We start from the raw sequence: 25,619 nt of genomic DNA on the forward strand, positions 1-25,619 counted from the left end.
GCTCGAGTCACTCCTGAGTGCACCTGTTTCACTCGATCGGAAGTACGTCGATGGGGCAGCCCCGGCCGGAATGGCCGGGACTGCCCCTGTTTGCGCAGGTGGGGGCAAGCGTCTTGGCCGCCCTCTTGCCTCGCTCTTGCAGATCTCTGGGGGAAACCGCAACCAGAATTTACCTATTGCTGATAAAAGGGACAATTGTGACTGTGAACCTCTCCGAGGGGCGGGCCCGTGTAGGCCGACAGGCCCCCGCACCGGCCCAGCCCGCACCAGCCGCCGCTCCTCCCGGGGTGATCGGAAGGGCCCGGCGGATCGCCCTCGAAGTGGTGAAGTTCTCGGCCGTCGGCGGCAGCGGCATCGCAGTCAACTTCCTGGTCTTCAATCTCCTCCTGCACGGCCTGAAGTGGCCCCCGATGGTCGCCACGGTCATCGCCAGCTGCGTCGCCATGGGCAGCAACTACCTCGGCTTCCGCTTCTTCGCCTACCGTGACCGGGCCTCGCGCACCCGACGTCAGATCGCCCTGTTCTTCGTCTTCAGCGGCATCGGCGTCGTCATGGAGAGCGCGCTCTTCTACGTCGGCTACCACGGCCTGGGCATGACCAGCCCGCTCGGCTCCAACCTGGCCAAGGCGCTGTCGATCGTGCTGGCCTCGGCCTTCCGGTTCCTGGTGTACCGCACATGGGTGTTCGAACAGGTGAAACACGGTCGCTAGACAGCCGCTCGCAACCCTTTGCGGGTGATCCGCATCTACCTAAGCGGTACGCAAATGGAGTAGATCGCCTAGGTTGAACCGTCAGGAATGTCTAGCATTAATAGGATGAGTGTGGATCACCCCCGCCCGCCAGCAGAAACAGCAGCCGTGCCCGCCGTGTCCGTGGTCGTGATCGTCTACAACGACGCGTCCCGGCTCACCACGGCCGTGCGCTCCGTCCTCGACCAGACCCTGCGCGGTGTCGAGGTCGTCGTCGTCGACGACCGCAGCACGGACGGCTCGTACGACGTGGCGCAGAGGCTGGCCGCCGCGCACCCGGACCGCGTCCGGGCCTTCAGGCTGCCCGAGAACAGCGGCGGCTGCGGCGCCCCCCGCAACCACGGCATCCAGCAGGCCCGCGGCGACTACGTCCTCTTCCTCGACAGTGACGACGTCCTGGAGCGCAACGCCTGCCGCAACATGCTGGAGGCCGCCGAGTCCACCGGCGCCGACCTCGTCTCCGGCCTGTGCGTGCGGGTGCACGTCGACTCGCGCACCGGCAAGGAGGTCAAGTGGTACCCCTGGCTGTACGACCGCACCCGCACCCTGGAGTCCATCTCCGAGCTGCCCGACCTGCTGGTCTTCGACACACTGTCGACGAACAAGTGCTACCGCAGGCAGTTCCTGCTCGATGAGGGCCTCGAGTTCCCGGTCGGGATCCACTACGAGGACCTGCTGTTCTCCGCGCAGGCCTACGTGGCCGCCCGCCGCATCACGCTCATCCCGAACAGGGTGTACGACTGGCGGATCGTCGAGAAGACGGCCGCGAAGTCCATCAGCAACCGGCGTGACGAGATCGCCAACTTCACGCACCGCATGGAGATCCACCGCCGGGTCGACCAGCTCCTGGCCGACCACGGCCTGCTGGAGCTGAAGTTCGCCAAGGACGTCAAGTGGCTCAAGCACGACCTGGTGCTGCACCTGCGCGAGCTGCCCTTCCGTGACGAGACCTACCGCCAGGAGTTCGCTCAGATCGCGCGCGCCTACCTGGAGTCGATCGACCGCATCGCCTTCGACGAGATCGAGCCGATCCACGCCATCTGCGCGTACCTCCTCCACGAGGCCGACTGGGACAACCTGCTGCCCGCCGTGGACACGCTCAGCAACCGCGACAAGATCTCCTCGCCGCTCGTCGAGCACGACGGACGCGTGTACTGGTGCGCCGAGCACATCGAGCACGACGCCTTCGCCCGGCACGTCCTGGACGTCACCGAGCTCGGTTACCACACCAAGCCGGTCGAGAAGATGTTCCTGCGCAACGCGCTGACCGGATACGCGGAGACCGACGGCACCGTCCGGCTGACCGGCCGCATCACCAACCCGCTCGGTGTGATCCCGCCCGACGCCCGGCTCTCCGCGCAGCTGGAGTTCTACGCCCGCCGTCCGGGCGTGCGCTTCCAGACCTTCCGCTTCCCCGTGGCCACCGTGCGGCACGAGGGCGAGGCCATCGTCTGGGAGGCCTCGGCCAACCTGGCCAAGGGCCTGCGCCCGCTCGGCATCGTGGACGCGGTGTGGGACGTACGCCTCCACCTCGCCGTCGCCGGTGAGGGCGAAGGCGCGGGCACGGTCCGCACCACGACCCGGCTCACGGCCTCCGAGCCCGAGCTGGCCCAGGGGCACCTGCCCGTCCGGCCCCGTCTGACCCGGCTGGTCGCCGACCGCATCGAGCCCGAGGTCTCCTCCCGCGGCCATCTCTCCTTCCGGCTCGTCCCGGACAAGAAGGCCAACGAACTGGTCCAGCGCGGTGTGCAGGGCCCGACCGGTCGGCTCGCCAAGACCGGCTATCGCAAGGCCAAGGCGCTGCGCAAGGAACTCGCCTCCGGCGACACCAAGCTCCGCGTCTACCACGACGTGTTCAGCCGCCTGCCCGTCAAGAAGGGCCTGGTCGTCTTCGAGAGCCACCTGGGCCGGCAGTACAGCGACAGCCCCAAGGCCATCTACGAGGAGATGCGCCGCCAGGGCCTGGAGTTCGAGGCCGTGTGGGCCTACGCGGACAGCCCCCAGGGCTTCCCGGAGGACGCCACCCTCGTACGCCGCTGGTCGCTGCCCTACCTCAAGGCGCTCGCGCAGGCCGAGTACTGGGTCGACAACCAGAGCTACCCGCTGAAGGTCACCAAGCGGCCCGAGACGACGTACATCCAGACCTGGCACGGCTCGGCGCTCAAGCGGATGGGCTTCGACGAGCCGGAGTGGAAGCTCAAGTCCCGTGCGGAGCAGGCCGAGCAGCAGCGCACCCTCGACCGCTTCGACCGCTTCCTGATCCGCTCCGAGCACGATGTGCGCACCCTCGCACGGGCGTTCCGGCTCCAGGAGCGGACGCTGCTGCGGGTGGGCTACCCGCGCAACGACGCGCTCGTCCAGGCCAAGCAGCGCGAGGAGGCCACCGGGCACCGTGAACGCGGCGCACTGGCGGCCGAGTTCGGCATCCCGGAGGACAAGCAGGTCCTGCTGTACGCGCCGACCTTCCGCCAGCGTGGCGGCAAGCGCCGGTTCGAGCTGCCCTTCGACGTGGAGCGCTTCGCCGACACCTTCGGCGACCGCTATGTCCTGCTCGTCCGCTCGCACTACCTCAACCACGTCGTGCTCCCGCCCTCCGTGCGCGGCCGGATCATCGACGTGAGCAGCTACCACGACATGACCCCGCTGCTGGCGCTCGCCGACGGACTGATCACCGACTACTCGTCCGTGATGTTCGACTACTCCCTCCTCGACCGCCCGATGTTCTTCTTCACCTACGACTACGACGAGTACGTGCACGAGGGCCGCGGAACCTACTTCGACCTGCTGGAGAGGGCCCCCGGCCCGGTCGTCCGCACCGAGGACGAGCTGCACGCGGTCCTCGACTCGCTGGAGGAGCAGACGGTGAAGTACGCGGCCCCGCGCGAGCGGTTCGTCGCCGACTTCGGCGAGTTCGACCAGGGCAACGCCGCGCAGAGCATCGTCGACCAGTTCTTCTCCCAGTGGAGGCGCGCGTGACCGCGTACAGCGAGCGGGACGTCTTCTTCGTCTCCAACAGCGTCGACGAGCTCGGCGGTGTGACCAGCTGGTCGCACCAGATGGCCCGGCTGTTCACCGAGCGCGGCCACCGCGTCCACGTCATCGGCATCACCGAGCCCGCGGTCGTCCAGGAGCTCGGTGAAGTCCCGTACCCCACCACGACGTTGTACGACGTCCACCCGCCGCGCGTGGGCTCCGCGCGCGGCATCAAGGGGCGGCTCAACGTGGCCGAGCGCAGGCTGCGCGCCGAACGCGCCGCCGGGATGCGCGAGCAGGCCGCCAAGCTGACCCGGTTGTTCCAGGCCGCGCGGCCCGGCGCCGTCGTGATCGTCACGCAGGTGTGGGCGATGGAGTGGGTGGAGCTCGCCGACACCACCGGCCTGACCGTCATCGGCATGAGCCACGAGTCCTTCGCGTACTCGAAGGCGACCTCGCGCTTCGGCCGGGTGCAGAAGCACTACAAGGACGTCGACCGGATGCTCGCGCTCACCCGCGAGGACGCCGACCTGTGGATCCGGCAGGGCCTCGACAACGCGTCCTTCATGCCGAACCCGATCCCCTTCATGCCCGAGGTGCCCTCGACGCGCAGCGAGAACGTCGTCGTCAGCGTCGGCCGGCTCTCGGACCAGAAGGGCATCGACATGCTCCTCGACACCTGGGCCGAGGTCGCACCCCGTCATCCCGACTGGACCTTGCGGATCTTCGGCTCCGGCGAGGACGAGGAGATCCTCAAGAAGCAGTGCACCGCGCTGGGCCTCGACGAGTCCGTCGAGTGGATGGGCCGCACCAGCGACGTACCGGGCGCCCTGCGCGGCGGCTCCGTCTTCGTCCTGTCCTCCCGCGGCGAGGGCTTCCCCCTCGCCCTCATGGAGGCCATGGCGACCGCCCTGCCGTGCGCCGCCTTCGACTGTGCCCCCGGCGTCCACGAGATCGTCCGGGACGGCGAGGACGGCCTGCTCGCGGCCCTCGGCAACACCGGCGAACTGGCCCGCCGCCTCGGCACCCTGATGTCCGACAAGGACCTGCGCGACCGCATGGGCGAGGCGGCCCGCGTCAACATCCAGCGCTACACGACGGACGAGGTCGTCCGCAGGTGGGAAGACCTGTTCACCTTCTTGGAGAGGTGAGCGGAGGCGCCCCAAAGGGGCGCGGGGAACTGCGCGCTCAGCCACATACAACCCGCGGCCGACAGCGCACAGTTCCCCGCACCCCCTGAGTCGCCCCTACTTCCCCGTGAACTTCTCGTACTCCTTGAGCACGTCCTCCGTGGGCCCGTCCAAGCGAAGCTCCCCGCGCTCCAGCCACAGCACCCGGTCGCACGTGTCCCGGATCGACTTGTTGTTGTGGCTCACCAGGAACACGGTGCCCGCGTGCTTGCGCAGCTCCCGGATCCGCTCCTCGGAGCGCTTCTGGAAGGAGCGGTCTCCGGTGGCCAGGGCCTCGTCGATCATCAACACGTCGTGGTCCTTGGCGGCCGCGATGGAGAACCGCAGCCGCGCCGCCATCCCGGAGGAGTACGTCCGCATCGGGAGGGTGATGAAGTCGCCCTTCTCGTTGATGCCGGAGAAGTCGACGATCTCCTGGTAGCGCTCCTTGACCTGCTCGCGGGACATGCCCATGGCGAGCCCGCCGAGGTAGACGTTCCGCTCACCCGTGAGGTCGCTCATCAGGGCCGCGTTGACGCCGAGCAGCGAGGGCTGGCCGTCGGTGTAGATCTTGCCGTTCTCCACGGGAAGGAGGCCGGCGACCGCCTTGAGCAGGGTGGACTTGCCCGAGCCGTTGGTGCCGATCAGACCGATGGCCTCGCCGCGGTAGGCGGTGAAGGACACGTCCTTGACGGCGTGCACCTTGCGTACGCCCGCGGCCTTCTCGGTCTGCTTGCGCCGCAGCATGCGGTTGAGCGCGGCGGTCGCGCTGCCCCGCCCCGCACCGGTGCCGTTGACCCGGTAGACGATGTCCACGTGGTCGGCGACGACGGTGGGGACGAGCGCGTCGGCGCCGCCTGCCGCGGCCTGGGGCCGGGCGTCCTGCGTGAGGGTGTCAGCCATGTCAGCCACGTCCGTACGTCTCCTCGGCCTTCCAGAAGTAGATGAAGCCGCCGACCCCGGCGAGCAGCGCCCAGCCGGTCGCCAGCGCCCATACGTGGTGCGGCAGCTGGTGGGCGTGGAAGCTGTCGATGAGCGCGTAGCGCGTCAGGTCGATGTAGACGGCGGCCGGGTTGCTCTCCAGCGCGACCATCGCCCAGTGCGGCATGTGGCTGTGCTTGAGCGTCGAGGCGATGCTCCACATGACACCGGAGACGTACATCCAGGTGCGCAGCACGAACGGCATGAGCTGTGCGATGTCCGGCGTCTTGGCGCCCATCCGCGCCATGATCATCGCCACGCCCGCGTTGAAGACGAACTGCAGCACCAGGATGGGCACGACGAGCAGCCACGACGCGCTCACGGGAACGCCGAAGCCGAGCAGGATGACGACCAGCGCGGCCATCGAGAACAGCAGCTGCTGGAGCTGCTGGATGGCGTACGACACCGGCAACGCGGCCCGTGGGAAGTGCAGGGCGCGGACCAGGCCCAGGCTGCCGGAGATCGCCCGGGTGCCCGCCATGATCGAGCTCTGTGTGAAGGTCCAGACGAAGACGCCGGTGACCAGGAACGGGACGAAGTCCGGCACGCCGCGCTTGGTGCCGAGCAGCACACCGAAGATGAAGTAGTAGACCGCCGCGTTCAGCAGCGGGTTCATCACCTGCCAGAGCTGGCCGAGCTTCGCCTGGCTGTACTGGGCGGTGAGCTTGGCGGTGGCGAAGGCGGTGATGAAGTGACGCCGTGCCCAGAGCTGGCGGACGTACTCCGGCAGGGTCGGGCGGGCGCCGCTGACGGTGAGGCCGTACCGGGCGGCGAGCGCCGCGGGATCGTCGGTGGGGGCAACCGACGTCGGCGGTGTGTGGAGGACCTGGCTCACATCCGCTGCTTTCGCTCGGGGGGTGGGATGCGCGGGCCGTCCTTGACGTTTCTTAACTGCGGCTTTGCCAGTTTCTTACGTCGGAACGGGACCGTATCGTCGCAACGCGAGACTAGAGCTTCTCGACGTCGGAACGCAACCGTTTCGTCGTAACGCCCTATGCTGGAGGACATGACGACCAACGCCGACACCACGAGTGCCGCCGCGGAGGCGGAGAGTGCCACCGGGAAGGCCCCGCGTCGCAGGGCTCCGGCGGGGGCGGCCGTGCTGCGCGAGGACGTGACCGAGGCGATCAGGGCCGCCGTCTTCGAGGAGCTCGCGGCCGTCGGCTACGCCCGGATGTCCATCGAGGGCATCGCGCGCCGCGCGGGCGTCGGCAAGACGGCGGTGTACCGGCGATGGCGTTCGAAACTGCACCTGGTGCTCGACCTGGTCTCCGCCATCGCGATCCAGGGACTGCCCGCCCCCGACACGGGTTCCCTGGAGGGCGACCTGCGTCTGCTGTACGAGGTCAGCTCCCGCGCGCTGCGGCACCCCGTGGCCGGCCAGATCATCCCGGACCTCCAGGCGGAGGCGGCCCGCAACCCCGACATCGCGGACGCCATGCAGAAGGCGCTGCGGGAAGGCCAGCAGGGAGTGGCGAGCGGGATCGTCGCGGCCGCGGCCGCGCGGGGCGAGGTGCGCGAGGGGATCGATCAGGAACTCGCGCTCGACCTCATGTCGGGCCCGCTGTACTGGCGGGCGGTGGTGGTCCGCGGGCCCAAGCTGCCGAAGGGGTACCTGGCGAGCCTGGCCCGGGCCACGGCCGCGGCGCTGCGCGCGTTGTGATCACCCGGTCACCCGGTCACCTGTTCGCCCATGAGGGCTGCCGTTCGCCTAACCTGTGGCCATGCGGGAGACGGTGCGGCAGGCGGCGCGGGCCACGGCCGGCCTTGTCATGGCCGCCGCGCTGGCCTTCGGCACGATCCTCTTCATCACCGTGCTGCTGATCACGGCCACGTTGACGCTCGTGGTCGTCGGCGCCGGGCTGCTGCCGGAGACGGTGCTGCCGATCCGGCGGATCGCCGGGGCCAAACGGAACATGGTGGCCGCGTGGACGGGGCGCGAGATCCCCGAGGCGTACCAGCCCATCGAGGGCCCGCTGCGGCAGCGGCTGCGCACGGCGGTGCGCGGCCCCGGCACCTTCGGCGACCTGCGCTGGATGGTCTTCCACTACGTCTACGGCTTCCTCGGACTGCTCACCGCCCCGCTGTGGCTGCTGGGCCTGCCCGTCGACGGCGTACGACAGGGGCTGCTCGGTCGTTCCCCGCTCGTCCTGCCGCTGATCAGCCGCCTCGCGGACCTCGACGCCGCCTGGTCGACCGCGCTGCTCAAGCCCTCCCCGGAGGCGCTGCTCGCCGTACGGGTCGAGGAGCTGACCGAGACCCGGGCCGGTGCGATCGCCGCGCACGGCGCCGAACTTCGCCGTATCGAGCGCGACCTGCACGACGGTACGCAGGCCCGGCTGGTCGCCCTGTCGATGCGGATCGGTATCGCCAAACGCGCCTACGAACGCGACCCGGAGACCGCGCTCAGACTTCTCGAGGACGCGCAGAGCCAGGCCGAGGAGGCGCTGACCGAGCTGCGCCACGTCGTCCGCGGCATCCATCCGCCGATCCTCACCGACCGGGGACTGGCCGGCGCCGTACGGGCGCTCGCCGCGAGCAGCGGGCTCGACGTCACCGTGGTAGTGGACGGCCTGGAGGACGGGGCGCGGAGCGGGTCCCGGGCCCCGGCGGCGGTCGAGGCGGCGGCGTACTTCGTGGTCGCCGAGTCGCTGACGAACGCGGCCAAGCACAGCGGATCCGAGCGCGCCGAGGTACGGCTGGTCCGCAACCGGGGCGGGCTGAGCGTCCGGGTCGCCGACGAGGGGCGGGGTGGCGCCGGGGGCACCCCCCAGGCTTTCGGCTCCGGGGGATCGGGGGGCGGCTCGGGGCTGCTGGGTATGCGGCGACGCGTGGCCGCGCTCGACGGGACCCTGTTGATGACCAGCCCCGTCGGGGGGCCGACCGTGATCGAGGTGGAGCTGCCGTGCGTGTGGTGACCGGGACAGGGGAGACGAGGCCGCCGTGCGTGTGGTGATCGCCGAGGACAACGCCCTTCTGCGGGAGGGGATGGTGCTGCTGCTGACCTCCGCCGGGCACGAGGTCGTGGCCGTCGCGGGCAGCGGCCCGGAGGTGCTGCCCGCCCTCCTCGAGCACCGGCCGGACGTCGCCGTGCTCGACGTCCGGATGCCCCCGGGCTTTCGCGACGAGGGCCTGCGCGCGGCTCTGGAGGCACGCAAGGAGATCCCCGGCCTGCCGGTGCTCGTGCTCTCCCAGTACGTCGAGGAGTCGTACGCCGCCGAGTTGCTCGGCGGTGGTGCGAGCGGGGTCGGCTATCTGCTCAAGGACCGGGTGGGCCGGGTCGACGAGTTCCTCGACGCCCTCGACCGGGTCGCGACGGGCGGTACGGCTCTCGACCCCGAGGTCGTCACCGAGCTCCTCACCCGCCGTCGCGACGACCCGCTCGACACGCTCACGCCCCGCGAGCGCGAGGTCCTGAAGCTGATGGCCGAAGGCCGCGACAACACGACCATCGCCAAGACGCTGGTCGTCACGGAACGCGCCGTCAGCAAGCACATCGGCAACGTGTTCCTGAAGCTGGGCCTGCCGCCGAGCGACAGCGGCCACCGCAGGGTGCTCGCGGTACTGGCGTACCTCAACAGGGATTCGTAGACCGCGCCGGTTCCTCGACCGCCCGGGGTCCTCGACTTCCCGGGGGCTGGGCGTGGGGTCAGCGCGGTGCGGGGGCGTCCGGGGCGCAGCCGCGCAGGGTGTGGGCGATGACGTGTTCCAGGTCCCTGTCCAGGGTTTCGCCGGGCAGGGTGACGCTGACGGCGAGCCGCGCGAAGCCGTTGAGGGTGCTGAAGATCGGGATCGCGATGGTCTCCAGGGGGCCTTCGCGGACCTCGCCCCGGCGCTGGGCCTGCGTGATGAGTTCCGAGGCCAGGCCCCCCATGCTCTGAGCGGCCTTGACCAGGGCCTCGGACGCCTCCGGGTCGTGCTTGACGGCGAACATGAGGTCGAGGAGTTCCGCGTTGGCGGTGGCGAAGCCCACGTAGGTGCGGGCCAGGGCACCGAGCCGGTCGGCGAAGGACTCGCCCGCGGTCTTCTGTGACGCGGTCAGGGTGGCCAGGAGCCGTTCGAAGCCGGCCAGGGCCAGCGCGTCCAGCAGGGCCTGCTTGTCCTTGAAGTGACGGCTCGGGGCCGCGTGACTGACGCCCAGGTCGCGGGCCAGTTCGCGCAGGGACAGCGCGCCGGGCCCCTTCTCCTTGAGTGTCTCCTCGGCGCGGGTCAGCAGTGCGGCGCGCAGGTCTCCGTGGTGGTAGCGGCGGGGGCGGGTCTGCATGCCCGACAGTCTATCCGGTATGTAACCGGCGACTACATTGTTGGCACTGTCATCTTTGTTGTCGTCGCCACCATTGTTGTCGTTGACATCATTGTTGGCGACGCCTACATTCAATGCATGGCTACCAAGCACTCGGCTGACCAGAACAGCAAGTGGAACGCGGGCGACATCGGTGACCAGCGCGGCCGTACCGCCGTGGTGACCGGCGCCAACAGCGGGCTCGGCATCGCCACCGTCGACGCCCTCGCCCGGGCCGGCGCCCATGTCGTCCTCGCCGTACGCGACCCGAAGCGCGGCGAGGCCGCCGCCCTCACCGTCAACGGAAGTGTCGAGGTGCGCCGACTGGACCTCGCGGACCTCGCGTCGGTGCGCGAGTTCGCCGCGTCCTGGCGGGGCGAACTCGATCTGCTGATCAACAACGCGGGTGTCATGAACATCCCCGAGGCCAGCACGAAGGACGGCTTCGAGACGCAGTTCGGGACCAACCACCTGGGGCACTTCGCCCTGACGAACCTGCTGCTGCCGCACATCACCGACCGGGTGGTCACCGTGTCCTCGGGGGCGCACAAGATGCCCCGCGGCAATCGCATCCACTTCGAGAACCTGAACCTGGCGGGCGAGTACTCGCCCATGGCCGCCTATAGCCAGTCCAAGCTCGCCAATCTGCTGTTCACCCTGGAGCTCCAGAGCCGGCTGGCCGCCGCGGGTTCGTCCGTACGGGCCCTCGCCGCGCACCCCGGCTGGGCCGCCACCAATCTCCAGAGCCGGGACGCCAGCGTCCTGCGGCGCACGCTGATGGCGGCGGGCAACCGGTTCGTCGCCCAGGACAACAGGGCCGGCGCCCTGCCCACGCTGTACGCCGCGACACAGGACCTGCCCGGCGCCAGCTACGTCGGACCCGACGGGCTCGGTGAGATGCGCGGCGCGCCGACACTGGTCGGGCGCTCGGCCGCGGCCAGCGACCCGGTGTCAGCGGTCCGCCTGTGGGCGGCCTCCGAGGAACTGACCGGCGTCACCTTTCCCCGACTGGAGTCCGAGCAGAACCAGAGCTGGACCCCGCAGGCCGTCTCCGTCTAGGTCCTTGTCCGCGGGACAAGCACCAGGTCGGCAGGGGCCCAGGGGCGACAAGGCCCAGGGGTGACAAGCCCTACGAGCGCGCCGCGCCGGGGTGCAGTCGCACCCACCCCGCCCACGCCGACGTGATCATGTCCTGGACGTCGTACTTCGCCTTCCAGCCCAGTTCCACCGCGATGCGGTCGGCCGAGGCGACGACGCGTGCCGGGTCTCCGGGGCGGCGCGGTGTGGTCACCGGGGGACGGTCGTAGCCGGTGATCGCGTTGATCCGGTCGATCATCTCGCGGACCGAAACGCCTTCCCCGCGGCCGATGTTGAGGGTCAGGTCCCGCCCGGGCGAGGCCTCGAGGGCACGGGCCGCGGCCACGTGGGCCTCCGCCAGGTCCACCACGTGGATGTAGTCCCGTACACACGTTCCGTCGGGGGTCGGGTAGTCGTCACCGAAGATGCGCGGCGGCGCGTCCTCCGTGAGTTTCTCGAAGACCATGGGGACGAGGTTGAAGACACCGACGTCGGCGAGTTCGGGGGTCGCCGCCCCCGCCACGTTGAAGTAGCGCAGCGACGCCGTGGACAGGCCCGTGGCGCGGCCCGTCGCGCGGACCAGCCACTCGCCGGCCAGCTTCGTCTCGCCGTACGGGCTCATCGGCACGCACGGGGTCTCCTCCGTCACCAGGTTGACGTCGGGCATGCCGTAGACCGCGGCGGAGGACGAGAACACGAAGGAGCCGACGGACGCCGCCGTCACGGTCTCCAGGAGGACCCGCAGGCCCTCGACGTTCTCGCGGTAGTAGTGCAGCGGGAGGTCGACGGACTCACCGACCTGCTTCTTCGCCGCGAGGTGGACCACGCCGGTGATCGCGTGCTCCTCGATCGTGCGGGCCAGCAGCTCGGCGTCCAGGGTCGAGCCGACCACCAGCGGTACGTCGGAGGGGACCCGCTCGGCGATGCCCGTGGACAGATCGTCGTAGACCACGGCCTGCTCGCCCGCGTCCCGCATCGCGCGCACGACGTGCGCCCCGATGTAGCCGGCGCCGCCGGTGATCAGCCAGGTCATGAACGGTCGTCCCCTCGTGAGTGAGATCGGTGTGAGATCGGTGATGCGGGTGAGGTCGGTGAGCCGACGGTGATACCGGTGTCGCCTCGCTCGCGTATCAGTGAAGCAGGCGCTTGAGCCGACGGCGTACCACGTCGGTCAGTCCTCGCCATCCGGGCGCCAGGCGCAGCGCCAGCGCCCCCGCGTGGGTGCGGTACGGCTGCACCAGCAGGACGCCGTGCCGCAGGTCCGGGACCGCGCGGCGGCGCAGCAGGCCCGCGCCGCCGACCGCGTGCGCGGTGACGTCCCGGCTCGAGCCGTCACGGTAGTGAACCCGCAGTCGCAGGTCCCAGGTGCCCCAGCCGAGCGCCGACAGGTCCACCGGCAGTTCGCCCGACCAGGTGGCCCGGTCCGCGTCCTGCGTCAGCTCGACCGGCCGGCTCAGCCCGATCCGCCCCTCGTCCCGGTGCACGAACTCCACGTCGGCCGAGGCCGGTCCGGCCTCGGCGAGCCGTCCGTACAGGTCGTGCAGGCGCAGCCGCAGCCGTGCCGCACGGGCGCGGGGACGCAGTTGCGCGTCGACCGCGGCGGGCAGCACGTGCGCGGGGCGTCGCAGGTAGTGGTCCAGGGTGACCTGGGGGAGGTCGTCCGACCAGACGGGCGTGCCGTCGGCGGCGCGGGCGTACGGCGGACGCAACCGGGCCGGGCGGGCGGCGAGTTCCTTGAGGCGGGGCAGGTCGCGGGGCTCTTCGGAGGCGAGCACGACACGGGCGATCAGCCGGCCGGGGGCGGTCGGGTTGACGGTGAAGTCGCTCGCGTCGAACGTCGACAGGTAGGTGCGCGTGAGCTCCCACCAGGCGCGCCGGTAGTCGGCGTCGCGCAGCTCCAGCTCGCGTGCGTACATGCGCAGTTCGTGGTCGAGGAACTTGGCGTTGGCGGCCCGGGCGAGCCGTTTCTCACCGGCGCCGAGCAGGATCTCGTAGGCCGTGTGGTGCGCCTCGGTGCGGGAGCGCCAGTTCGCGATGTCCGCGCGGTCCAGCGAGATCGACAACCGCTCGGCGCCGCGCCGCACATGCCACACGTACACCGTGTCGGGGATCAGCGCGACGCGCGGCCCGGCGGCCAGCATGCGCGCGGTGAAAACGAAGTCCTCGTACGGGTGACGGCCCTCGGGGAAGCGGATCGCGTGTTCACGAAGGAAGTCGGTTCGGTACAGCTTGTTGACGCACAGCGTGTCGTGGACCAGACGGGGCCGCTGGGACGGGTGGGGGATCAGCGCGGGCTCCGCGTACAGGTCGCGCTCCCAGGGGACCTCCCGGCCCGAGGGCAGTTCGCGGCGTACGCACAGCCCCGCCGCGACCTCCGCGCGCTGCACCCGGGCGGCCTCGAGCAGCGCGTCCACGGCGCCCGGCGGCAGCACGTCGTCGCTGTCCAGGAACATCACGTACGGGGCGGTCGCCGCGTCGATCCCGTCGTTGCGGGGGCTGCCGCAGCCGCCGCTGTTCTCCGAGCGGCGTATGACCTTCACGCGCGGCTCATCGGCGGCGAGGCGGTCGAGGAGGTCGGCGCTGCCGTCGGTCGAGCGGTCGTCGACGGCGAGCACCTCCCGGACGGCCGGGCCTTGAGCGAGTGCCGAACGCACCGCGTCCGTCACGTGGTCGGCGTCGTTGTAACCGATGACGACGACAGAGACCTGCGAGTGATGAGGTTTCATGGGATCCACGGGACGAAATCGTAGGGCTTGACAGTAATTTTCCGTTAAGAGGTACTTAGTGTCTGGTCCGGAAGACGACAGGAATCGGGTGCGGGTTCCGCTTCGGGGCGTCGTTTTTCGGTTGATCCGCGACGAGCACGGGAAGACCGGAATGCCAAAGCCGGGTGTAGGAGAGGACTGCCGCGGACGTCAGCAGACCGTTGCGGACGAGCATGAGCAAACAGCCCGTCCAGGTGCTGTCGACGACCTCGCTGTACAGGGCAGGGTAGGCGACGGAGCTGACCGCGGTCGCCGCCGCGACGAGCGCCGCCACCGGGCGCTGCGTGGTGTGCCGCGAGGTCAGGCACACGGCGGCCAGACCGAGCAGCCACACCATGTACTGGGGGCTGATCACCCGGCTCGTCACCGTGAACATCAGCACGGCGGTGAGCGCGGCGTCGTAGGGGGTCGCCGCCGTCCAGTGCCGCGCGCGCACCCGCCACAGCAGCAGGAGCGCGAAGGAGACGGCCGTCAGGGCGAGCGAGAGGGTCGCGACGGTCTGGACGTGGGGGCCCACGAACTCCATCGCCCCGTACTGGTAGCGCACGTTGCCGGGCCAGCCCGCGCGGCGCGCGAAGCCGAGCACCGTGCCGCCGAGCGACTCGATCTGCACGCCCCGGCCGCCCTGCTGGCGCAGGAAGTCGAAGGGGCTGCTGAAGGCCGTGGCGAGGACGGCGAGCAGAGTGACCGCGGTGAGCACCGCCGATGTCCAGGCTTCCCGGGTCGTACGGCCCCGGGGTGTGCCGATGAGGGCGAGCGCGGGCCAGACCTTCACCAGGGCGCCGAGTGCGGCGAACGCGCCGCCCACGCGCGGGGAGCGCTTCAGCGCGAGCAGGGAGACGACGGCGAACGCCGTGACCTGTACGTCGTAGCGGGCGAGCGGAATGTGCAGCAGCAACGGCAGGCCCAGCGTCCACAGTGCCGCGCCGCGCGGACTGCGACCGGGTCTGCTGCCCACGCGCGCCAGGGCCAGCGCGATCACGGCGTCGGCGAGGAGCGTCAGGGCCACGAAGGCGTGCAGGTACGTCAGGCCCGGCAGCAGCCCGGGCGCCAGGAGCACGGGGCCCGCGCCCGGCGGGTACTGCCACAGCCGGTCGCCCGCCGGAAGGGCGCCGTGCGACAGGGTCCCGTACCAGCGGAAGTACAGGTGACTCACCTCGCGGGAGACCCCGCCGCTGCCCAGCACGCGGAGGTCGTCGTGGGCGAGCAGCCACAGCATCAGGGCGCGGGTCGCCACCCAGGCGGCGGCGAGGGGGACGTGGCGGGATCGGCCTCGGGGGTTCAGGTAAGAGCTCATCAAGGCCGGATCGTAAGCCTCTCGGATGCCTCACGAGAGCTGATACCTCATCAAGTGCCAGTGAAGGTCAGCTAATAGTAAGAAATCGGACGTGGGGGTAAGGGTGTTGATGAAACGGTCCGACGCCGGCCGCCAAGAGGCCGCGGCGGTCTCGGCCGAGCCCGTGGCGCGGGTCGTCGCGGTGGTCCTGCCCATGGTCGTCATGCTCGCGCTCGGGCTCTGGAGGCTCGACCGCGGGGGCATGTGGCGCGACGAGGCGGCCACTTACCAGGTCGCGCGGCGCTCGGTCCCGCAGATCTGGCATCTGTTGCACCACGTCGACGCGGTGCACGGCCTGTACTACCTGTTCATGCATCTCGTCCTCGTCCCCGCCCCCGGCGAGGTCGCCCTCCGTCTGCCCTCGGTCGTCGGTGCCACCGCGACCGCGGGCCTCGTCGCCGCCCTCGGGATCCGCCTGGGCAACCCTCGCGTCGGCCTCTGGGCGGGCCTGCTGTACGCGGTCACCCCCCTGGCCGGGCACTTCGCGCAGGAGGGCCGCTCGTACGCCCTCGTCGAGGCCGGGGCGACAGGGGCGACGCTGCTCCTGGTGAGGGCCCTGCGCGGGGGCAGGGGCTGGTGGGCGTACGGCGTGACCGTCGCCGTCACCTGCCTGCTGCACGAGTTCGCCGTACTCCTCCTGCTCGCGCACGGCGCGACCCTGGCGCTGACGCGGACGCCCTGGCGGGTGTGGTGGCGATGGGGCGTCGCGGCGGGGGCCGCGGTCCTCGTCCTGGCGCCGCTCGCGCTCGTCTCGCGGCGGCAGTCGGCGCAGGTGGCGTGGCTGGCGGTGCCGAACCGCGAGAGCGTGGACGACCTGGTGCACGCGTTCCTCGGGCAGGCCCAACTGGTGTTCGTGCCCTACCTGTTCCTGATCGCGCTCGCCCTGTGGCGCCCGTTCGCGCGACGCGGTGAGGTGACCCTTGTGGCGGTCGCCCTGCCGCTGCTGCTGGTTCCGCCGACGGTCCTGATCGCGGTCTCCCGCTTCCGGCCGCTGTACGACGAGCGATATGTGCTGTACGCGATGGCGGGGGCGCCGCTGCTGGCGGCGGCGGGGGCGGACCGGCTGACCCGGCGGGTGTCGCGACTGCCGGGCGCCGCGGCTCCCCGCCTCGTCACCCTCGCCGGTGTCCTCGCCGTCTGTCTGGTCCTCGCCGTCCAGTTCCCCCTGCTCCGCGAGGACCGGGACCCCGACCGCCGTCCCGACAACCTCGCCGCCGTCTCCGCCGTGGCCGGTCGTGAACTACGGCCCGGTGACGCGGTGTTGTACATGCCGTCGCTCGCACGCCGTTCGGCGGTGGCCTATCCGGCGGGCTTCCGCGCGGTGCGGGACGTCGCGCTGAAGACGTCCGCCATAGCGTCCGGGACGCTGTACGGGACGGAAGTGGGCCCGCGCGAACTGCGCAGCCGCCTCGACCGGCTCGACCGGGTGTGGCTGATCTGTGAACCGTTCGTGTTCCGGCGGAACTGGCATCCGGACACCTCGGTCGCGACCGAGGAAACCAAACGCGCCGTACTCGCCGAGGATTTCACCCTGCGCGAGCGGATCGTCCGCAGGGGCGTCACCCTTCGCCTGTACGTACGCCACCGCCAGAACCTGTCCGCACGCCACCGCTAGGAGGCGTCCGCTCCGGCCGCATCGAGGACCGGGGGGTCGAGCGCCGCCGCGTCCAGCGCCGCCGTCAGCCGATCCAGCCGTGCCTGCAACTCCCGGATCTCCTCCAGGTCCGCGCCCGTCGCCGCCGCGATCCGGCGCGGCACCCGCAGCGCGCGCTCGCGCAGGGCCGTGCCCTCGTCCGTGAGGTGGACGTGTACGGAGCGTTCGTCCAGCGCGCTGCGCTCCCGTCGCACCAGCCCGGCCGTCTCCAGCCGCTTGAGCAGCGGAGACAGCGTCCCTGAGTCGAGCCGCAGATGCTCGCCGACCTTCTTGACGGGCAGCTCGCCGTGCTCCCACAGCACCAGCATCACCAGGTACTGCGGGTAGGTGAGCCCGAGGTCCTTGAGGATCACTCGGTAGACGCTCCCGAAGGCGCGCGAGGCGGCGTTCAGGGAGAAGCAGATCTGCTGGTCGAGACGGAGGTAGTCCCCGTCGGACGGGGCCTGGGGGCTCGGCGTCGGCATGGCGGTCATGACTCCAGGATAGCTCTCGCCCGCCATTAAGTTGTGCACAATTGAATTGCGTGCTCTAATTGAGGCCGTGAGGCGGTCGGACCGGCCGCCCCGGCAAGACCTTGACTTGAGAGGGACGGTCTCCATGGACACGCTCTACACCGCTGTCGCCACCGCCACCCACGGCCGCGAGGGACGCGCCGTCAGCTCCGACGGCAAGCTCGACCTCCAGCTGGCCCTCCCGGTGGAGATGGGCGGCAATGGCCAGGGCACCAACCCCGAGCAGCTGTTCGCGGCCGGCTACGCCGCCTGTTTCGCCAGCGCCCTCGGCCTCGTCGGCCGCGCCGCGAAGGTCGACGTCAGCGAGGCCGCGGTGACCGGCGAGGTCGGCATCGGCAAGCAGGGCGAGGGCTTCGGCCTCGCCGTCACGCTCCGCATCGAGCTTCCCGACTCCGTGGACCAGGCCACCGGCCGCAAGCTGGTCGAGCAGGCCCACCAGGTCTGCCCCTACTCCAACGCGACCCGCGGCAACATCCCGGTCGAGCTCGTCGTCGAGTAGTTCGGGAGCGAGCGGTCCGGAGTCGGTCCGCAGGTCGTGACGCCGCCCGGCACCCGCGCCCCGTCAGGGACGCGGGGCTGTGGCGTGTGCGGCTCCGCCGCGTGGGCGCGACCAGTCACAGTCGACCCCGCGCCCTACGAATCACCCGCGGCCTCCTGCCCACCCCGCGGAGCGACCCGCGCGAGCACCTCGCCCGTGCTCCGGCTCCAGTCGACCACCGTCGCCTCCTCCGGCACCCGACGCTCCCGAGTGAGCAGCAGCCACCGCACGTGATAGCGACGGACCACGGCGGCGCGCTCGGTGCGGGTCGACGCGGGGTCGAGATAGCCCCGGACGGCCGCGAGCCGCCGTGCCCGCTCCCGCTCGTCCAACGCCGCGTCCGGCCGCGTGGGCGCGGCGAGGTTCGGGCCGTAGCCCGCGATCAGATGGGCGGCGTAGTACCCGTCGGCGATCACCACCTCGCCGGGCTTGATGTGCCGTGCGGCCCAGTCGTACGTCGGCCAGCGCGGCGGCTGGTCGAAACTCACCGGATCGAGTGAACGCGGTACGACGGCACCGGCCTGCACCGTGAGGAAACCGACGCAGGCGCCGGCGGCCGCCACCGCCCCCAGGGCCCGCCGCCACACCGGCCACGGCCGTGTCGCCGCCAGTTCCACCGCGAGCGCGAACTGCGGTGCCACGAGCGCGAGTCCCAGGATCCTGCCGTAGGTGTAGTGCCCGCTGACCCAGCCGTACGCCACCGCCAGACAGTCCAGCGCGAACATCAGCACCAGCGGGTCCCGCCAGGAGCGCCGCGCCCGCAGCCACAGCGCCGGTACCCCGATCAGCGCCAGCCAGAAGTGCCCGGGCACCCCCTCGTACAGCCGCCGGTACAGCGCGTCCATGCTGTGGTCCCCGGGCAGGGTGAAGACGTCGAAGTACGGCCAGAGGTGGGCGATCATCAGCGCCGCCGCCCCCGTGAGCGCCCAACGGGCCGCCACGGCCGCCCGCCATCCCCGCTGCCATCCGGCCACGAACGCCACCGCTCCGAGCGCCGCCGCGAACGCGGTGATCGGATGGACGAGCAGGATCAGACCGTAGAGGACGCCGAGCCCCTTGTGCCCGGACAGGCCCCGCAGCCCGCTCGGGCCGACGTACCGGACCGGGCCGCCGAGCCCTACCGCGAACGTGGCCGTGAGCGCCCAGGCCCAGAAGGTGAGTCCGATGGCGAACGTCGACGGATAGCCGAGGTTCCCCGCCATCGACATCAGCCCGAGGTAGCCGCTCGACCAGGCCCGCTCGGTACCCCACAGCAGCGCCATCGCGAGCAGCGCGCCCACGGGTGCCCAGGGACGGCGGGGCGCCAGGACGCGGACGAAGCGGCCGATCCCCGTCAGCAGCACCAGCAGGTTCAGCGGGGTCGAGAGGCGGACCACCTCCCAGCCCGCGAGGCCCGTCAGCCGGGCGAAGGCGCCCTGCGCCACGGTGTACGGCGAGTAGTACGGGCTGCCCTCGCCCGGCAGGTCCGCCATCGGATGGGCCGGATGGAGGAGGTTCGCCTTGAGGCGCTCGACGACCGCGGCGTGCTGGCCGAAGTCGCAGCACATCGGCACCCGCCAGGAGGCGAGGCACATCACCATCCAGAACAGACCGCCGAAGACTTGGTAGGGCGTGGGGCGCCTGGGGGTGCCGCCACGCAGTGCGGTCGCGCCGGGGGCGGTCCGTCGGACGAGGAGGCCGACGCCGGCCTGAGCTGTTCGGAGCATTTGTCGTATATGCCCACTGAGATCGGCGGCTTTGCCGAAGTTCACCTCATCGAGCGACTCCGGCGTCCAGCTCCGCGTCCGCCCGAAGGGGTCCCGGCACCGTGTCCAGCCCCTGCACCCGAGGCCGTACGACCTGTTCCAGCAGCAGCGGGAGCCCCACCACCGGCAGCACCCACGCCAGCACGATCAGCCGGTCGCCGTAGATGTCGATGTCGGGATGTCCGGCCTGGTTGAGGACGCCGGTGAGCGCGCCCGCGACCAGGAACACCCCGAAGTCCGGACGCCGCCGCAGCGCGCCCCAGGCCCCGGCCGACAGGGCCGTCAGGAAGAACGGCTCCCAGAGCTCGCGGCGCAGCCACTCCACCCAGAAGTTGACCTCCAGGTCCAGGAACTCCGGCCACGGACGGCTGCGGTCGGGCCGGGAGAAGTGGGCCGTGAGCAGGTCCTGGAGGGACTCCGACTCGGACGGGTAGCCCAGCACCTTCGCCGCGAGCAGGGTGACGGCGACCCCGCAGGCCGCCACCACCCCCACCTCCCGCAACGGCCGTGCGAGCCTGCGCAGCGGTTGCCGTAGCCCGCCGCGCCGGACGCCCAGCACCGCGCAGGCGCCCGCCAGGCACAGCCCGAGGAACAGCGCCTGCGAGTGCTTGACGGCGAAGAGCGCGGCCAGGGACCCGCCGACCAGCGCGGTCGCGGCCCGCGTCCGGCCCTGAAGGGCGAGTGCGCAGCCCCACAGCGCGGCCAGTGTCAGCGCCAGCAGCAGACCCTCGGTCATGGGCCGCATGGCGGTCGTGCCGCACGGCAGGACGTAGAAGAGGACCTGTCCGGTCAGGGCCGCGACGGTGGGGGCGCGCAGGGTGCGCAGCACCAGGAAGGCGAGTACGCCCCCGGCGACCGCGATGAGGACACTCGACGTCCACAGGCCCCACTTCACGCCGAGAACGGTGATGAAGGGGACCAGGAACGCCGGATATCCGGGCCGCGCCTCGAAGATTCGCATGAAGCGCGGCGGTATGAACGGCACGGTGTGGCCCGTCGTCTGCCCGGCGCTCAGCCGCTTCGACACCCACCCCCACTGGTCGCGCCGGCACTCCTCGACGACCTGCCGGGCGGGGCTCGGCTCACGGAAGTGGACGACGTCGACGCTCTGGTCGCGGCGCGCGATGGACGCCAGGCCGGCGCAGGCGTAGTCGATGGTGGCCGCGGCCGCCTCGTGCTTGCTCGCGCCGCGCAGACTGAGCGCGTACGAGAGGTAGTTCTTGGTGTCGGGAGTGTCCCGGCCGGTGACGTTCGCGAGCTGGAGCAGGGCGAAGACGGCGGCCAGGGCGAGAACCCAGAACCGGGGCGCACGCGGCTTCGTGAACAGGCCGACGACGGTCATGAGGGCCCTCACGACGATGTGAGGGCGTCGTGTCCCGCCTGCGCGGGCACCACCGCCACCGGCACCGGGCCCTCGAAGCGCTCGCCGAGCATCAGCGTCCGTACCACCCGCTCGGCGGCCCGCCCGTCGTCGAACGCGCAGAACCGCGCCCGGAACCCGGCCCGCAGCCGTGCCGACTCCTGGTCGTGCCAGGACCCGGACGCGAACAGCCGCGCGAGCTCACGGTAGGAGCCCGTCACATGGCCCGGCGCGTCGGCCGTGATGTCGAAGTACGCGCCCCGGCTCGCGGCGTAGGCGCCCCAGTCGTCCGCGTGGATCACGATCGGCCGGTCCAGGTTGGCGTAGTCGAACATCAGGGCCGAGTAGTCCGTGACCAGCACGTCGGAGGCGAGCATCAGGTCCTCGACGTGCGGCTCGTCGGTCGCGTCGAGGACGACACCTCGCCGGTGCAGCTCCGACAGGCCCATCCCGCGCGAGGGGCCGTCCGTGAGGGAGGGGTGCAGCCGTACGAGGAGGGTGTGGCCCTCGCCGAGGTCGTCGGCGAACCGGGCCAGGTCGATGCGGTCGACGAGCCCGCCGCGGACGTAGTCGCGGCGTGTCGGCGCGTACAGCACCACCCGGTGGTCGGCCGGGATGCCGAGGCGGGCGCGGACCGCCGCACCGTGCTCGGGGCGCGCCCGTACGAGGACGTCGTTGCGGGGGCTGCCGGTGCGCAGCGAGGTGAAGTGGCAGGGGTAGGCGCGGTCCCAGACCAGTTCGGAGTGGCGGTTGGCGACCAGGCTGTAGTCCCAGCGGTCGGCGCGGCGCAGCATCTGCGGCACGTCGAAGCCGTGCCGGGCGCCGGGCTTGTCGAGCAGGTCGGCTCCCATGTACTTCAGCGGGGTGCCCTGGTGGGTGTGCACATGGACGCTGCCCTCGCGCTTGACCTGGGTGCCGGGCCAGTTGACGTTGTTGATCAGGTAGGTGGCGCGGGCGGTGACCCGGCGGTGGCCGAGCGAGTCCGGCAGGACGTACTCGACGCCGGGCGGCAGCAGCGGCACCTGGTCCCCGCGCACCACCCACACCCCCCTGATGTGCGGGGCGAGTTCACGCGCCGCGTGGTAGATCGCGCCCGGGTCGCCGAGCACACCGCGGTGCGAGAACGCCGAGTACACCGCGAGGTCCGGGTCCAGCGGCCGGCGTTCGTGCACCGCGGACCAGCCGCTCTTGACCCTGGTCGCCGCCGCCTTGCGCACCTGCAGCCGGCGCCGCCCGAGCTCCGCGCCGAGACGGCCGGACTGCCGCCGGGCGAGGTAGGCCACGTAACCGTCCTGCAGCACGCGCAGTTCACGCGGCACCGGGCCGCCGTCCTGGTGCTTGCGGAAGAGCGCGGCCGTACGCCGGAAGAACTCGTCCTTGTCGGACGCGGGCAGCCGGTCCGGCTTGGCGAGGATGTCGAGACAGTGCTCGCCCATCTTGCGGTGCAGATACGGGCGCCAGCTCGACAGCTGTGGGCGGGAGTCGACGAAGGCGAAGACCCGCTCGTACTGGTCGTGGATGTCGAAGTGCCCCCGGCTGGTGGTGGACAGGATGTTGCCCTGGCGGCGCTGCCGGTAGTTCAGACAGATCCGGTCCAGGGTGGCGATCCGCTCCGCGCTCAGCATGACCGGGAAGGTCCAGGGGGTGTCCTCGTAGTAGCCGGGCGGGAAGGTGAAGCCCTCCCGCCCGACGAACGCACGGCGGTAGACCTTGTTCCACACGACCATCAACAGGTCGAGGATCTCCGGGTGTTCGGCGGCCGTGAAGCAGCCGTCGCCGCCCTCGGCCAGCACCTGCGCGAGGACGTTGCGGCGTGTTCCGCCCCACCAGTAGGTGCGCGCGTAGTCGAAGACCAGCACATCGGGGTCGGCGGTCTCCTCGAGGCGGTCGGCGATGGCACGCAGGGCACCCGGCGTGAGGGTGTCGTCGCTGTCGAGGAAGAGGAGGAAGTCCCCCGTCGCGAACGGCATCCCGGCGTTGCGGGCCCGGCCGAGGCCCACGTTCTGCGGCAGGTGCAGCACCCGCAGGCGCGGGTCGCGGGCCGCGTACTCGTCGAGGATCGCGCCGCAGCCGTCCGGTGAGCAGTCGTCGACCGCGATCACCTCGATGTCGGTGTACGACTGCCCCAGGACCGAGTCGAGACACTCGCGCAGAAAGCCCTGCACCTTGAAGACGGGGACGATGACGCTGAAGCGGGGCACGTCAGCTCCTCACAAGGGTGGACGCGGCCGGGGCCGGAAGGCGTTCGAGGAGGGGGATCACCGCGGGGATCGCCTCGGGCGGCTGGCCCAGCAGCACTCTGCGGACCACCCGTTCGGCGGCCTGCCCGTCGTCGAACTGGCAGAAGCGCTCACGGAACGCGGCCCGCAGGGCCCGCGAGGAGTCGTCCGCGTAGGTGCGGTCGCGAAAGGCCCCCGCGAGCTCCCCCGGGGTGCGCACCACCGGGCCCGGCGGTGCCTCCATCAGGTCGAAGTAGACGCCCCGCGTCTCCCGGTAGATCTCCCAGTCGTCCGCGTACACGACGATCGGGCGGTCGAGGTTGGCGTAGTCGAACATGATCGACGAGTAGTCCGTGATCAGCGCGTCGGCGGCCAGACAGACGTCCTCCGAGGACCGGTGCCGGGTCACGTCGATGATCCGGCCGCTGCTTCTGCCCCTGCCCTCGTCGTAGAAGTAGTGGGCGCGCAGGAGCACGACGAACTCGTCGCCGATCTCCTCGCAGAAGGCCTCCAGGTCGAGCCGGGACTCGAAGCCGGTGCTGTAGTCACGGTGCGTGGGCGCGTAGAGGAGGGCGGTCCTGCCCTCGGGGACGCCCAGCCGGGCGCGGACGCGGGCCACGTCGTCGGCGGCCGCCGTGTAGTAGACGTCGTTGCGCGGATAGCCGTACTCCAGCGTCTCGTACGTGCCGGGGAAGGCCCGCTCCCACATCTGGGTGGAGTGCCGGTTGGAGGAGAGGTTGTAGTCCCAGCGGTCCACCCGGGCCAGCAGCTTGGCGAAGCTGCCGGTCGCGGCGGCCACGATCGGATACGTCGATTGGTCGACGCCCATCGTCTTCAGCGGCGTGCCGTGCTGGGTCTGGAGGTGCACGCTGCCGGGCCGCTTGACGACACCGTCCGCGAAATTGGCGTTGTTGATCAGGTACTTGGCACGGGCCAGCACCTCCCAGGCGCGCGGGCTGCCGATCACCGCGTGGTCGACACCGTCCGGGACCTGGTCCACCGCGTCGGCCTCGACCAGGAACACCGAGCGCAGATGCGGGGCGAGTTCGAGGGCCTTGGCGTGGATCGCGGCCGGACTGCAGGCGTAGCCGCGCCCCCAGTACGCGCAGTACACGGCGAGGTTCTCGTCGAGGGGAAGGCGCAGCCGCGCGGCGTACAGCGCACGGGCGTTCAGCAGGCGGGAGAGCGGCAGCTTCCCCCAAGTGCTCGACCTCGCCCGGCCGGGGGAGACCCCCGTCCCCGCCCTCGTCATCCGCCGGCTGACGCCGCGCAGCGCGCGGAACGCGCTGTACGCCCCGGCCGCCAGGAGCCGGTACTGCACCCCGATCCGGCCCGGCGGCGGCCGGAACCCGGCGGGCCGGTGGCGCCGGTAGAGCCGGCCCGCGCGCCGGAAGAAGGCCCGGCGCCGGTGCGGCGGAAGCCGCTTCGGATGGGCCGCCGACTTCAACACCACCGTGAAGAGGTCACCGAACAGCGCCCGTGACCGCTCCACGGACAGCCCCCGCTCGGCCGCCCGGGTCAGCACCAGGTCGACCTGGTCGAGGAGCTGGAACTGGTGCTCGCCCGGCGTGTTCAAGCGGCTGCCCTGCCGGCGCAGCCGATGCCGTACGACGGTCTGGCGCAGCACCGCGACCCGCTCGGCGGCCACCGTCACCAGGCCGCCCCAGCCGAGATCCGTGAAATGTCCCTGGGGGAAGGTCAGGCGCCGCTCACGCAGGAACGCCCGGCGGTAGGCCGCGCTCCACGCCGGAAGGCCCGCCCCGGTCAGCCGCGGCGCCCGGTCCGGGGTGAACACCCCCTCCGGAGTCCTCGGGAGCGGCGGTGTGCTGGTCCCGACGTCCCACCAGTGGACGCGTTCGTGCCCGAAGTAGAGGACGTCCACCTCCTCGGGCTCCTCCTGGAGTCTGTGGTCCAGGGTGGCCAGCGCGCCCGGCATCAGGACGTCGTCGCCGTCGAGGAAGAGCAGATACGTGCCGCTCGCCGCCCCGATCCCGGTGTTGCGTGCCCCGCTCAGTCCGTCCGTGGGCGGCGAGTGGACCGGGGCGACCCGGGAGTCCCGTGCGGCGTACCCGGTGGCCACCTCGCTCGCCGGGGAGTCCGGCCCGTCGCAGACCGGGATCACCTCGAAGTCGCCGAAGGACTGGTCGAGGACCGAGTCCAGTGCGAGGGCCAGTCGCCCGGCGACTCCATGGGTGGGGACGATGATGCTGAAGCGGGGCATTCTGCTCTTTCTCTGCTTACTTCTCTGGGCTTACTTCT

20 protein-coding genes are annotated in these 25,619 nt (G+C 71.1%); 9 read left to right on the forward strand and 11 right to left on the reverse strand.

Translation table 11 applies throughout. From position 1 onward, the window contains the following. Positions 1-203 precede the first annotated feature (203 nt). The 3 genes from OG568_RS30720 to OG568_RS30730 all read left to right on the forward strand — a co-directional run bounded on the left by OG568_RS30720 (position 204) and on the right by OG568_RS30730 (position 4,873). Positions 204-710, forward strand: a complete 507-nt coding sequence (locus OG568_RS30720; protein WP_329533878.1) for a GtrA family protein — start codon at positions 204-206, stop codon at positions 708-710. Positions 711-815: 105 nt separating this feature from the next. Then, complete coding sequence (locus OG568_RS30725; protein WP_329533879.1) at positions 816-3,725, forward strand: bifunctional glycosyltransferase/CDP-glycerol:glycerophosphate glycerophosphotransferase; 2,910 nt, start codon at positions 816-818, stop codon at positions 3,723-3,725. After that, on the forward strand, positions 3,722-4,873 hold the full coding sequence (locus OG568_RS30730) for a glycosyltransferase (RefSeq protein WP_329533880.1): 1,152 nt from the start codon (positions 3,722-3,724) through the stop codon (positions 4,871-4,873). Before OG568_RS30725 ends, OG568_RS30730 begins: the two co-directional genes overlap by 4 nt. A 96-nt stretch (positions 4,874-4,969) precedes the next feature. Here OG568_RS30730 and OG568_RS30735 read toward each other — a convergent pair whose 3' ends face one another. Together OG568_RS30735 and OG568_RS30740 are read right to left on the reverse strand one after the other, a co-directional pair. Further along, complete coding sequence (locus OG568_RS30735; protein WP_266421687.1) at positions 4,970-5,794, reverse strand: ABC transporter ATP-binding protein; 825 nt, start codon at positions 5,792-5,794, stop codon at positions 4,970-4,972. Between the two features lies 1 nt (position 5,795). Continuing rightward, positions 5,796-6,707 carry an ABC transporter permease gene (locus tag OG568_RS30740; RefSeq protein ID WP_329533881.1) on the reverse strand — a complete coding sequence of 304 codons (912 nt, stop codon included), beginning with the start codon at positions 6,705-6,707 and terminating at the stop codon, positions 5,796-5,798. 171 nt (positions 6,708-6,878) lie between these two features. On the opposite strand from OG568_RS30740, the gene OG568_RS30745 reads away from it, so the two are divergent. The 3 genes from OG568_RS30745 to OG568_RS30755 all read left to right on the forward strand — a co-directional run bounded on the left by OG568_RS30745 (position 6,879) and on the right by OG568_RS30755 (position 9,463). Beyond that, on the forward strand, positions 6,879-7,535 hold the full coding sequence (locus OG568_RS30745) for a TetR/AcrR family transcriptional regulator (protein ID WP_266413477.1): 657 nt from the start codon (positions 6,879-6,881) through the stop codon (positions 7,533-7,535). Positions 7,536-7,596: 61 nt separating this feature from the next. After that, a complete protein-coding gene (locus OG568_RS30750) occupies positions 7,597-8,790 on the forward strand; it encodes a sensor histidine kinase (protein WP_329533882.1) in 1,194 nt (397 codons plus the stop codon). Between the two features lie 25 nt (positions 8,791-8,815). After that, positions 8,816-9,463 (forward strand): response regulator transcription factor, encoded by a 648-nt coding sequence (locus OG568_RS30755; protein ID WP_099922356.1) that lies wholly within the window; start codon positions 8,816-8,818, stop codon positions 9,461-9,463. 58 nt (positions 9,464-9,521) lie between these two features. On the opposite strand, the gene OG568_RS30760 is transcribed toward OG568_RS30755, so the two are convergent. Continuing rightward, positions 9,522-10,136 (reverse strand): TetR/AcrR family transcriptional regulator, encoded by a 615-nt coding sequence (locus OG568_RS30760; protein ID WP_329533883.1) that lies wholly within the window; start codon positions 10,134-10,136, stop codon positions 9,522-9,524. A 117-nt stretch (positions 10,137-10,253) separates the two neighbouring features. Between OG568_RS30760 and OG568_RS30765 the strand changes: the two genes are divergently transcribed. Continuing rightward, positions 10,254-11,213 (forward strand): oxidoreductase, encoded by a 960-nt coding sequence (locus OG568_RS30765; RefSeq protein ID WP_329533884.1) that lies wholly within the window; start codon positions 10,254-10,256, stop codon positions 11,211-11,213. 70 nt (positions 11,214-11,283) lie between these two features. Here OG568_RS30765 and galE read toward each other — a convergent pair whose 3' ends face one another. The 3 genes from galE to OG568_RS30780 form a co-directional block, all read right to left on the reverse strand. Beyond that, complete coding sequence (galE, locus tag OG568_RS30770; protein ID WP_329533885.1) at positions 11,284-12,264, reverse strand: UDP-glucose 4-epimerase GalE; 981 nt, start codon at positions 12,262-12,264, stop codon at positions 11,284-11,286. A gap of 97 nt (positions 12,265-12,361) precedes the next feature. After that, a complete protein-coding gene (locus OG568_RS30775) occupies positions 12,362-13,957 on the reverse strand; it encodes a glycosyltransferase family 2 protein (protein WP_329533886.1) in 1,596 nt (531 codons plus the stop codon). Positions 13,958-14,012: 55 nt separating this feature from the next. After that, entirely contained in the window at positions 14,013-15,293 is a 1,281-nt protein-coding gene (locus OG568_RS30780) for a glycosyltransferase family 87 protein (RefSeq protein WP_329533887.1), read from the reverse strand. 109 nt (positions 15,294-15,402) lie between these two features. Here OG568_RS30780 and OG568_RS30785 point away from each other — a divergent pair, with 109 nt between their 5' ends. Further along, positions 15,403-16,947 (forward strand): glycosyltransferase family 39 protein, encoded by a 1,545-nt coding sequence (locus tag OG568_RS30785; protein WP_329533888.1) that lies wholly within the window; start codon positions 15,403-15,405, stop codon positions 16,945-16,947. Here the strand turns inward: OG568_RS30785 and OG568_RS30790 are convergent. After that, on the reverse strand, positions 16,944-17,459 hold the full coding sequence (locus OG568_RS30790; protein WP_329533889.1) for a MarR family winged helix-turn-helix transcriptional regulator: 516 nt from the start codon (positions 17,457-17,459) through the stop codon (positions 16,944-16,946). The genes OG568_RS30785 and OG568_RS30790 overlap by 4 nt on opposite strands. A gap of 124 nt (positions 17,460-17,583) precedes the next feature. Between OG568_RS30790 and OG568_RS30795 the strand changes: the two genes are divergently transcribed. Continuing rightward, positions 17,584-17,997, forward strand: coding sequence for an organic hydroperoxide resistance protein (locus OG568_RS30795; RefSeq protein WP_266582752.1), 414 nt, complete (start codon positions 17,584-17,586; stop codon positions 17,995-17,997). Positions 17,998-18,131: 134 nt separating this feature from the next. Here the strand turns inward: OG568_RS30795 and OG568_RS30800 are convergent, their stop codons facing one another. The 4 genes from OG568_RS30800 to OG568_RS30815 are packed head-to-tail and all read right to left on the reverse strand — an operon-like array spanning position 18,132 to position 25,581. After that, entirely contained in the window at positions 18,132-19,742 is a 1,611-nt protein-coding gene (locus tag OG568_RS30800) for a hypothetical protein (protein ID WP_329533890.1), read from the reverse strand. A 46-nt stretch (positions 19,743-19,788) separates the two neighbouring features. Beyond that, positions 19,789-21,123: a hypothetical protein gene (locus OG568_RS30805; RefSeq protein ID WP_329533891.1), complete on the reverse strand. Its 1,335-nt coding sequence runs from the start codon at positions 21,121-21,123 to the stop codon at positions 19,789-19,791. Between the two features lie 8 nt (positions 21,124-21,131). Then, entirely contained in the window at positions 21,132-23,342 is a 2,211-nt protein-coding gene (locus OG568_RS30810; RefSeq protein WP_329533892.1) for a bifunctional glycosyltransferase/CDP-glycerol:glycerophosphate glycerophosphotransferase, read from the reverse strand. 1 nt (position 23,343) lies between these two features. After that, a complete protein-coding gene (locus OG568_RS30815) occupies positions 23,344-25,581 on the reverse strand; it encodes a bifunctional glycosyltransferase/CDP-glycerol:glycerophosphate glycerophosphotransferase (RefSeq protein ID WP_329533893.1) in 2,238 nt (745 codons plus the stop codon). Positions 25,582-25,619: the final 38 nt, after the last annotated feature.

Origin of the sequence: Streptomyces sp. NBC_01450 (assembly GCF_036227505.1) — a bacterium.
Lineage (GTDB): Bacteria > Actinomycetota > Actinomycetes > Streptomycetales > Streptomycetaceae > Streptomyces.

What these genes read in the sequence shown, in the direction of transcription:
- OG568_RS30765 (WP_329533884.1), top strand. Translation starts at nt 10,254, where the DNA reads ATGGCTACCAAGCACTCGGCTGACCAGAACAGCAAGTGGAACGCGGGC.
- OG568_RS30790 (WP_329533889.1), bottom strand. Translation starts at nt 17,459, where the DNA reads ATGACCGCCATGCCGACGCCGAGCCCCCAGGCCCCGTCCGACGGGGAC.
- OG568_RS30780 (WP_329533887.1), bottom strand. Translation starts at nt 15,293, where the DNA reads ATGAGCTCTTACCTGAACCCCCGAGGCCGATCCCGCCACGTCCCCCTC.
- OG568_RS30815 (WP_329533893.1), bottom strand. Translation starts at nt 25,581, where the DNA reads ATGCCCCGCTTCAGCATCATCGTCCCCACCCATGGAGTCGCCGGGCGA.
- OG568_RS30805 (WP_329533891.1), bottom strand. Translation starts at nt 21,123, where the DNA reads ATGACCGTCGTCGGCCTGTTCACGAAGCCGCGTGCGCCCCGGTTCTGG.
- galE (WP_329533885.1), bottom strand. Translation starts at nt 12,264, where the DNA reads ATGACCTGGCTGATCACCGGCGGCGCCGGCTACATCGGGGCGCACGTC.
- OG568_RS30760 (WP_329533883.1), bottom strand. Translation starts at nt 10,136, where the DNA reads ATGCAGACCCGCCCCCGCCGCTACCACCACGGAGACCTGCGCGCCGCA.
- OG568_RS30725 (WP_329533879.1), top strand. Translation starts at nt 816, where the DNA reads ATGAGTGTGGATCACCCCCGCCCGCCAGCAGAAACAGCAGCCGTGCCC.
- OG568_RS30735 (WP_266421687.1), bottom strand. Translation starts at nt 5,794, where the DNA reads ATGGCTGACACCCTCACGCAGGACGCCCGGCCCCAGGCCGCGGCAGGC.
- OG568_RS30800 (WP_329533890.1), bottom strand. Translation starts at nt 19,742, where the DNA reads ATGCTCCGAACAGCTCAGGCCGGCGTCGGCCTCCTCGTCCGACGGACC.
- OG568_RS30745 (WP_266413477.1), top strand. Translation starts at nt 6,879, where the DNA reads ATGACGACCAACGCCGACACCACGAGTGCCGCCGCGGAGGCGGAGAGT.
- OG568_RS30750 (WP_329533882.1), top strand. Translation starts at nt 7,597, where the DNA reads ATGCGGGAGACGGTGCGGCAGGCGGCGCGGGCCACGGCCGGCCTTGTC.
- OG568_RS30785 (WP_329533888.1), top strand. Translation starts at nt 15,403, where the DNA reads ATGAAACGGTCCGACGCCGGCCGCCAAGAGGCCGCGGCGGTCTCGGCC.
- OG568_RS30775 (WP_329533886.1), bottom strand. Translation starts at nt 13,957, where the DNA reads ATGAAACCTCATCACTCGCAGGTCTCTGTCGTCGTCATCGGTTACAAC.
- OG568_RS30795 (WP_266582752.1), top strand. Translation starts at nt 17,584, where the DNA reads ATGGACACGCTCTACACCGCTGTCGCCACCGCCACCCACGGCCGCGAG.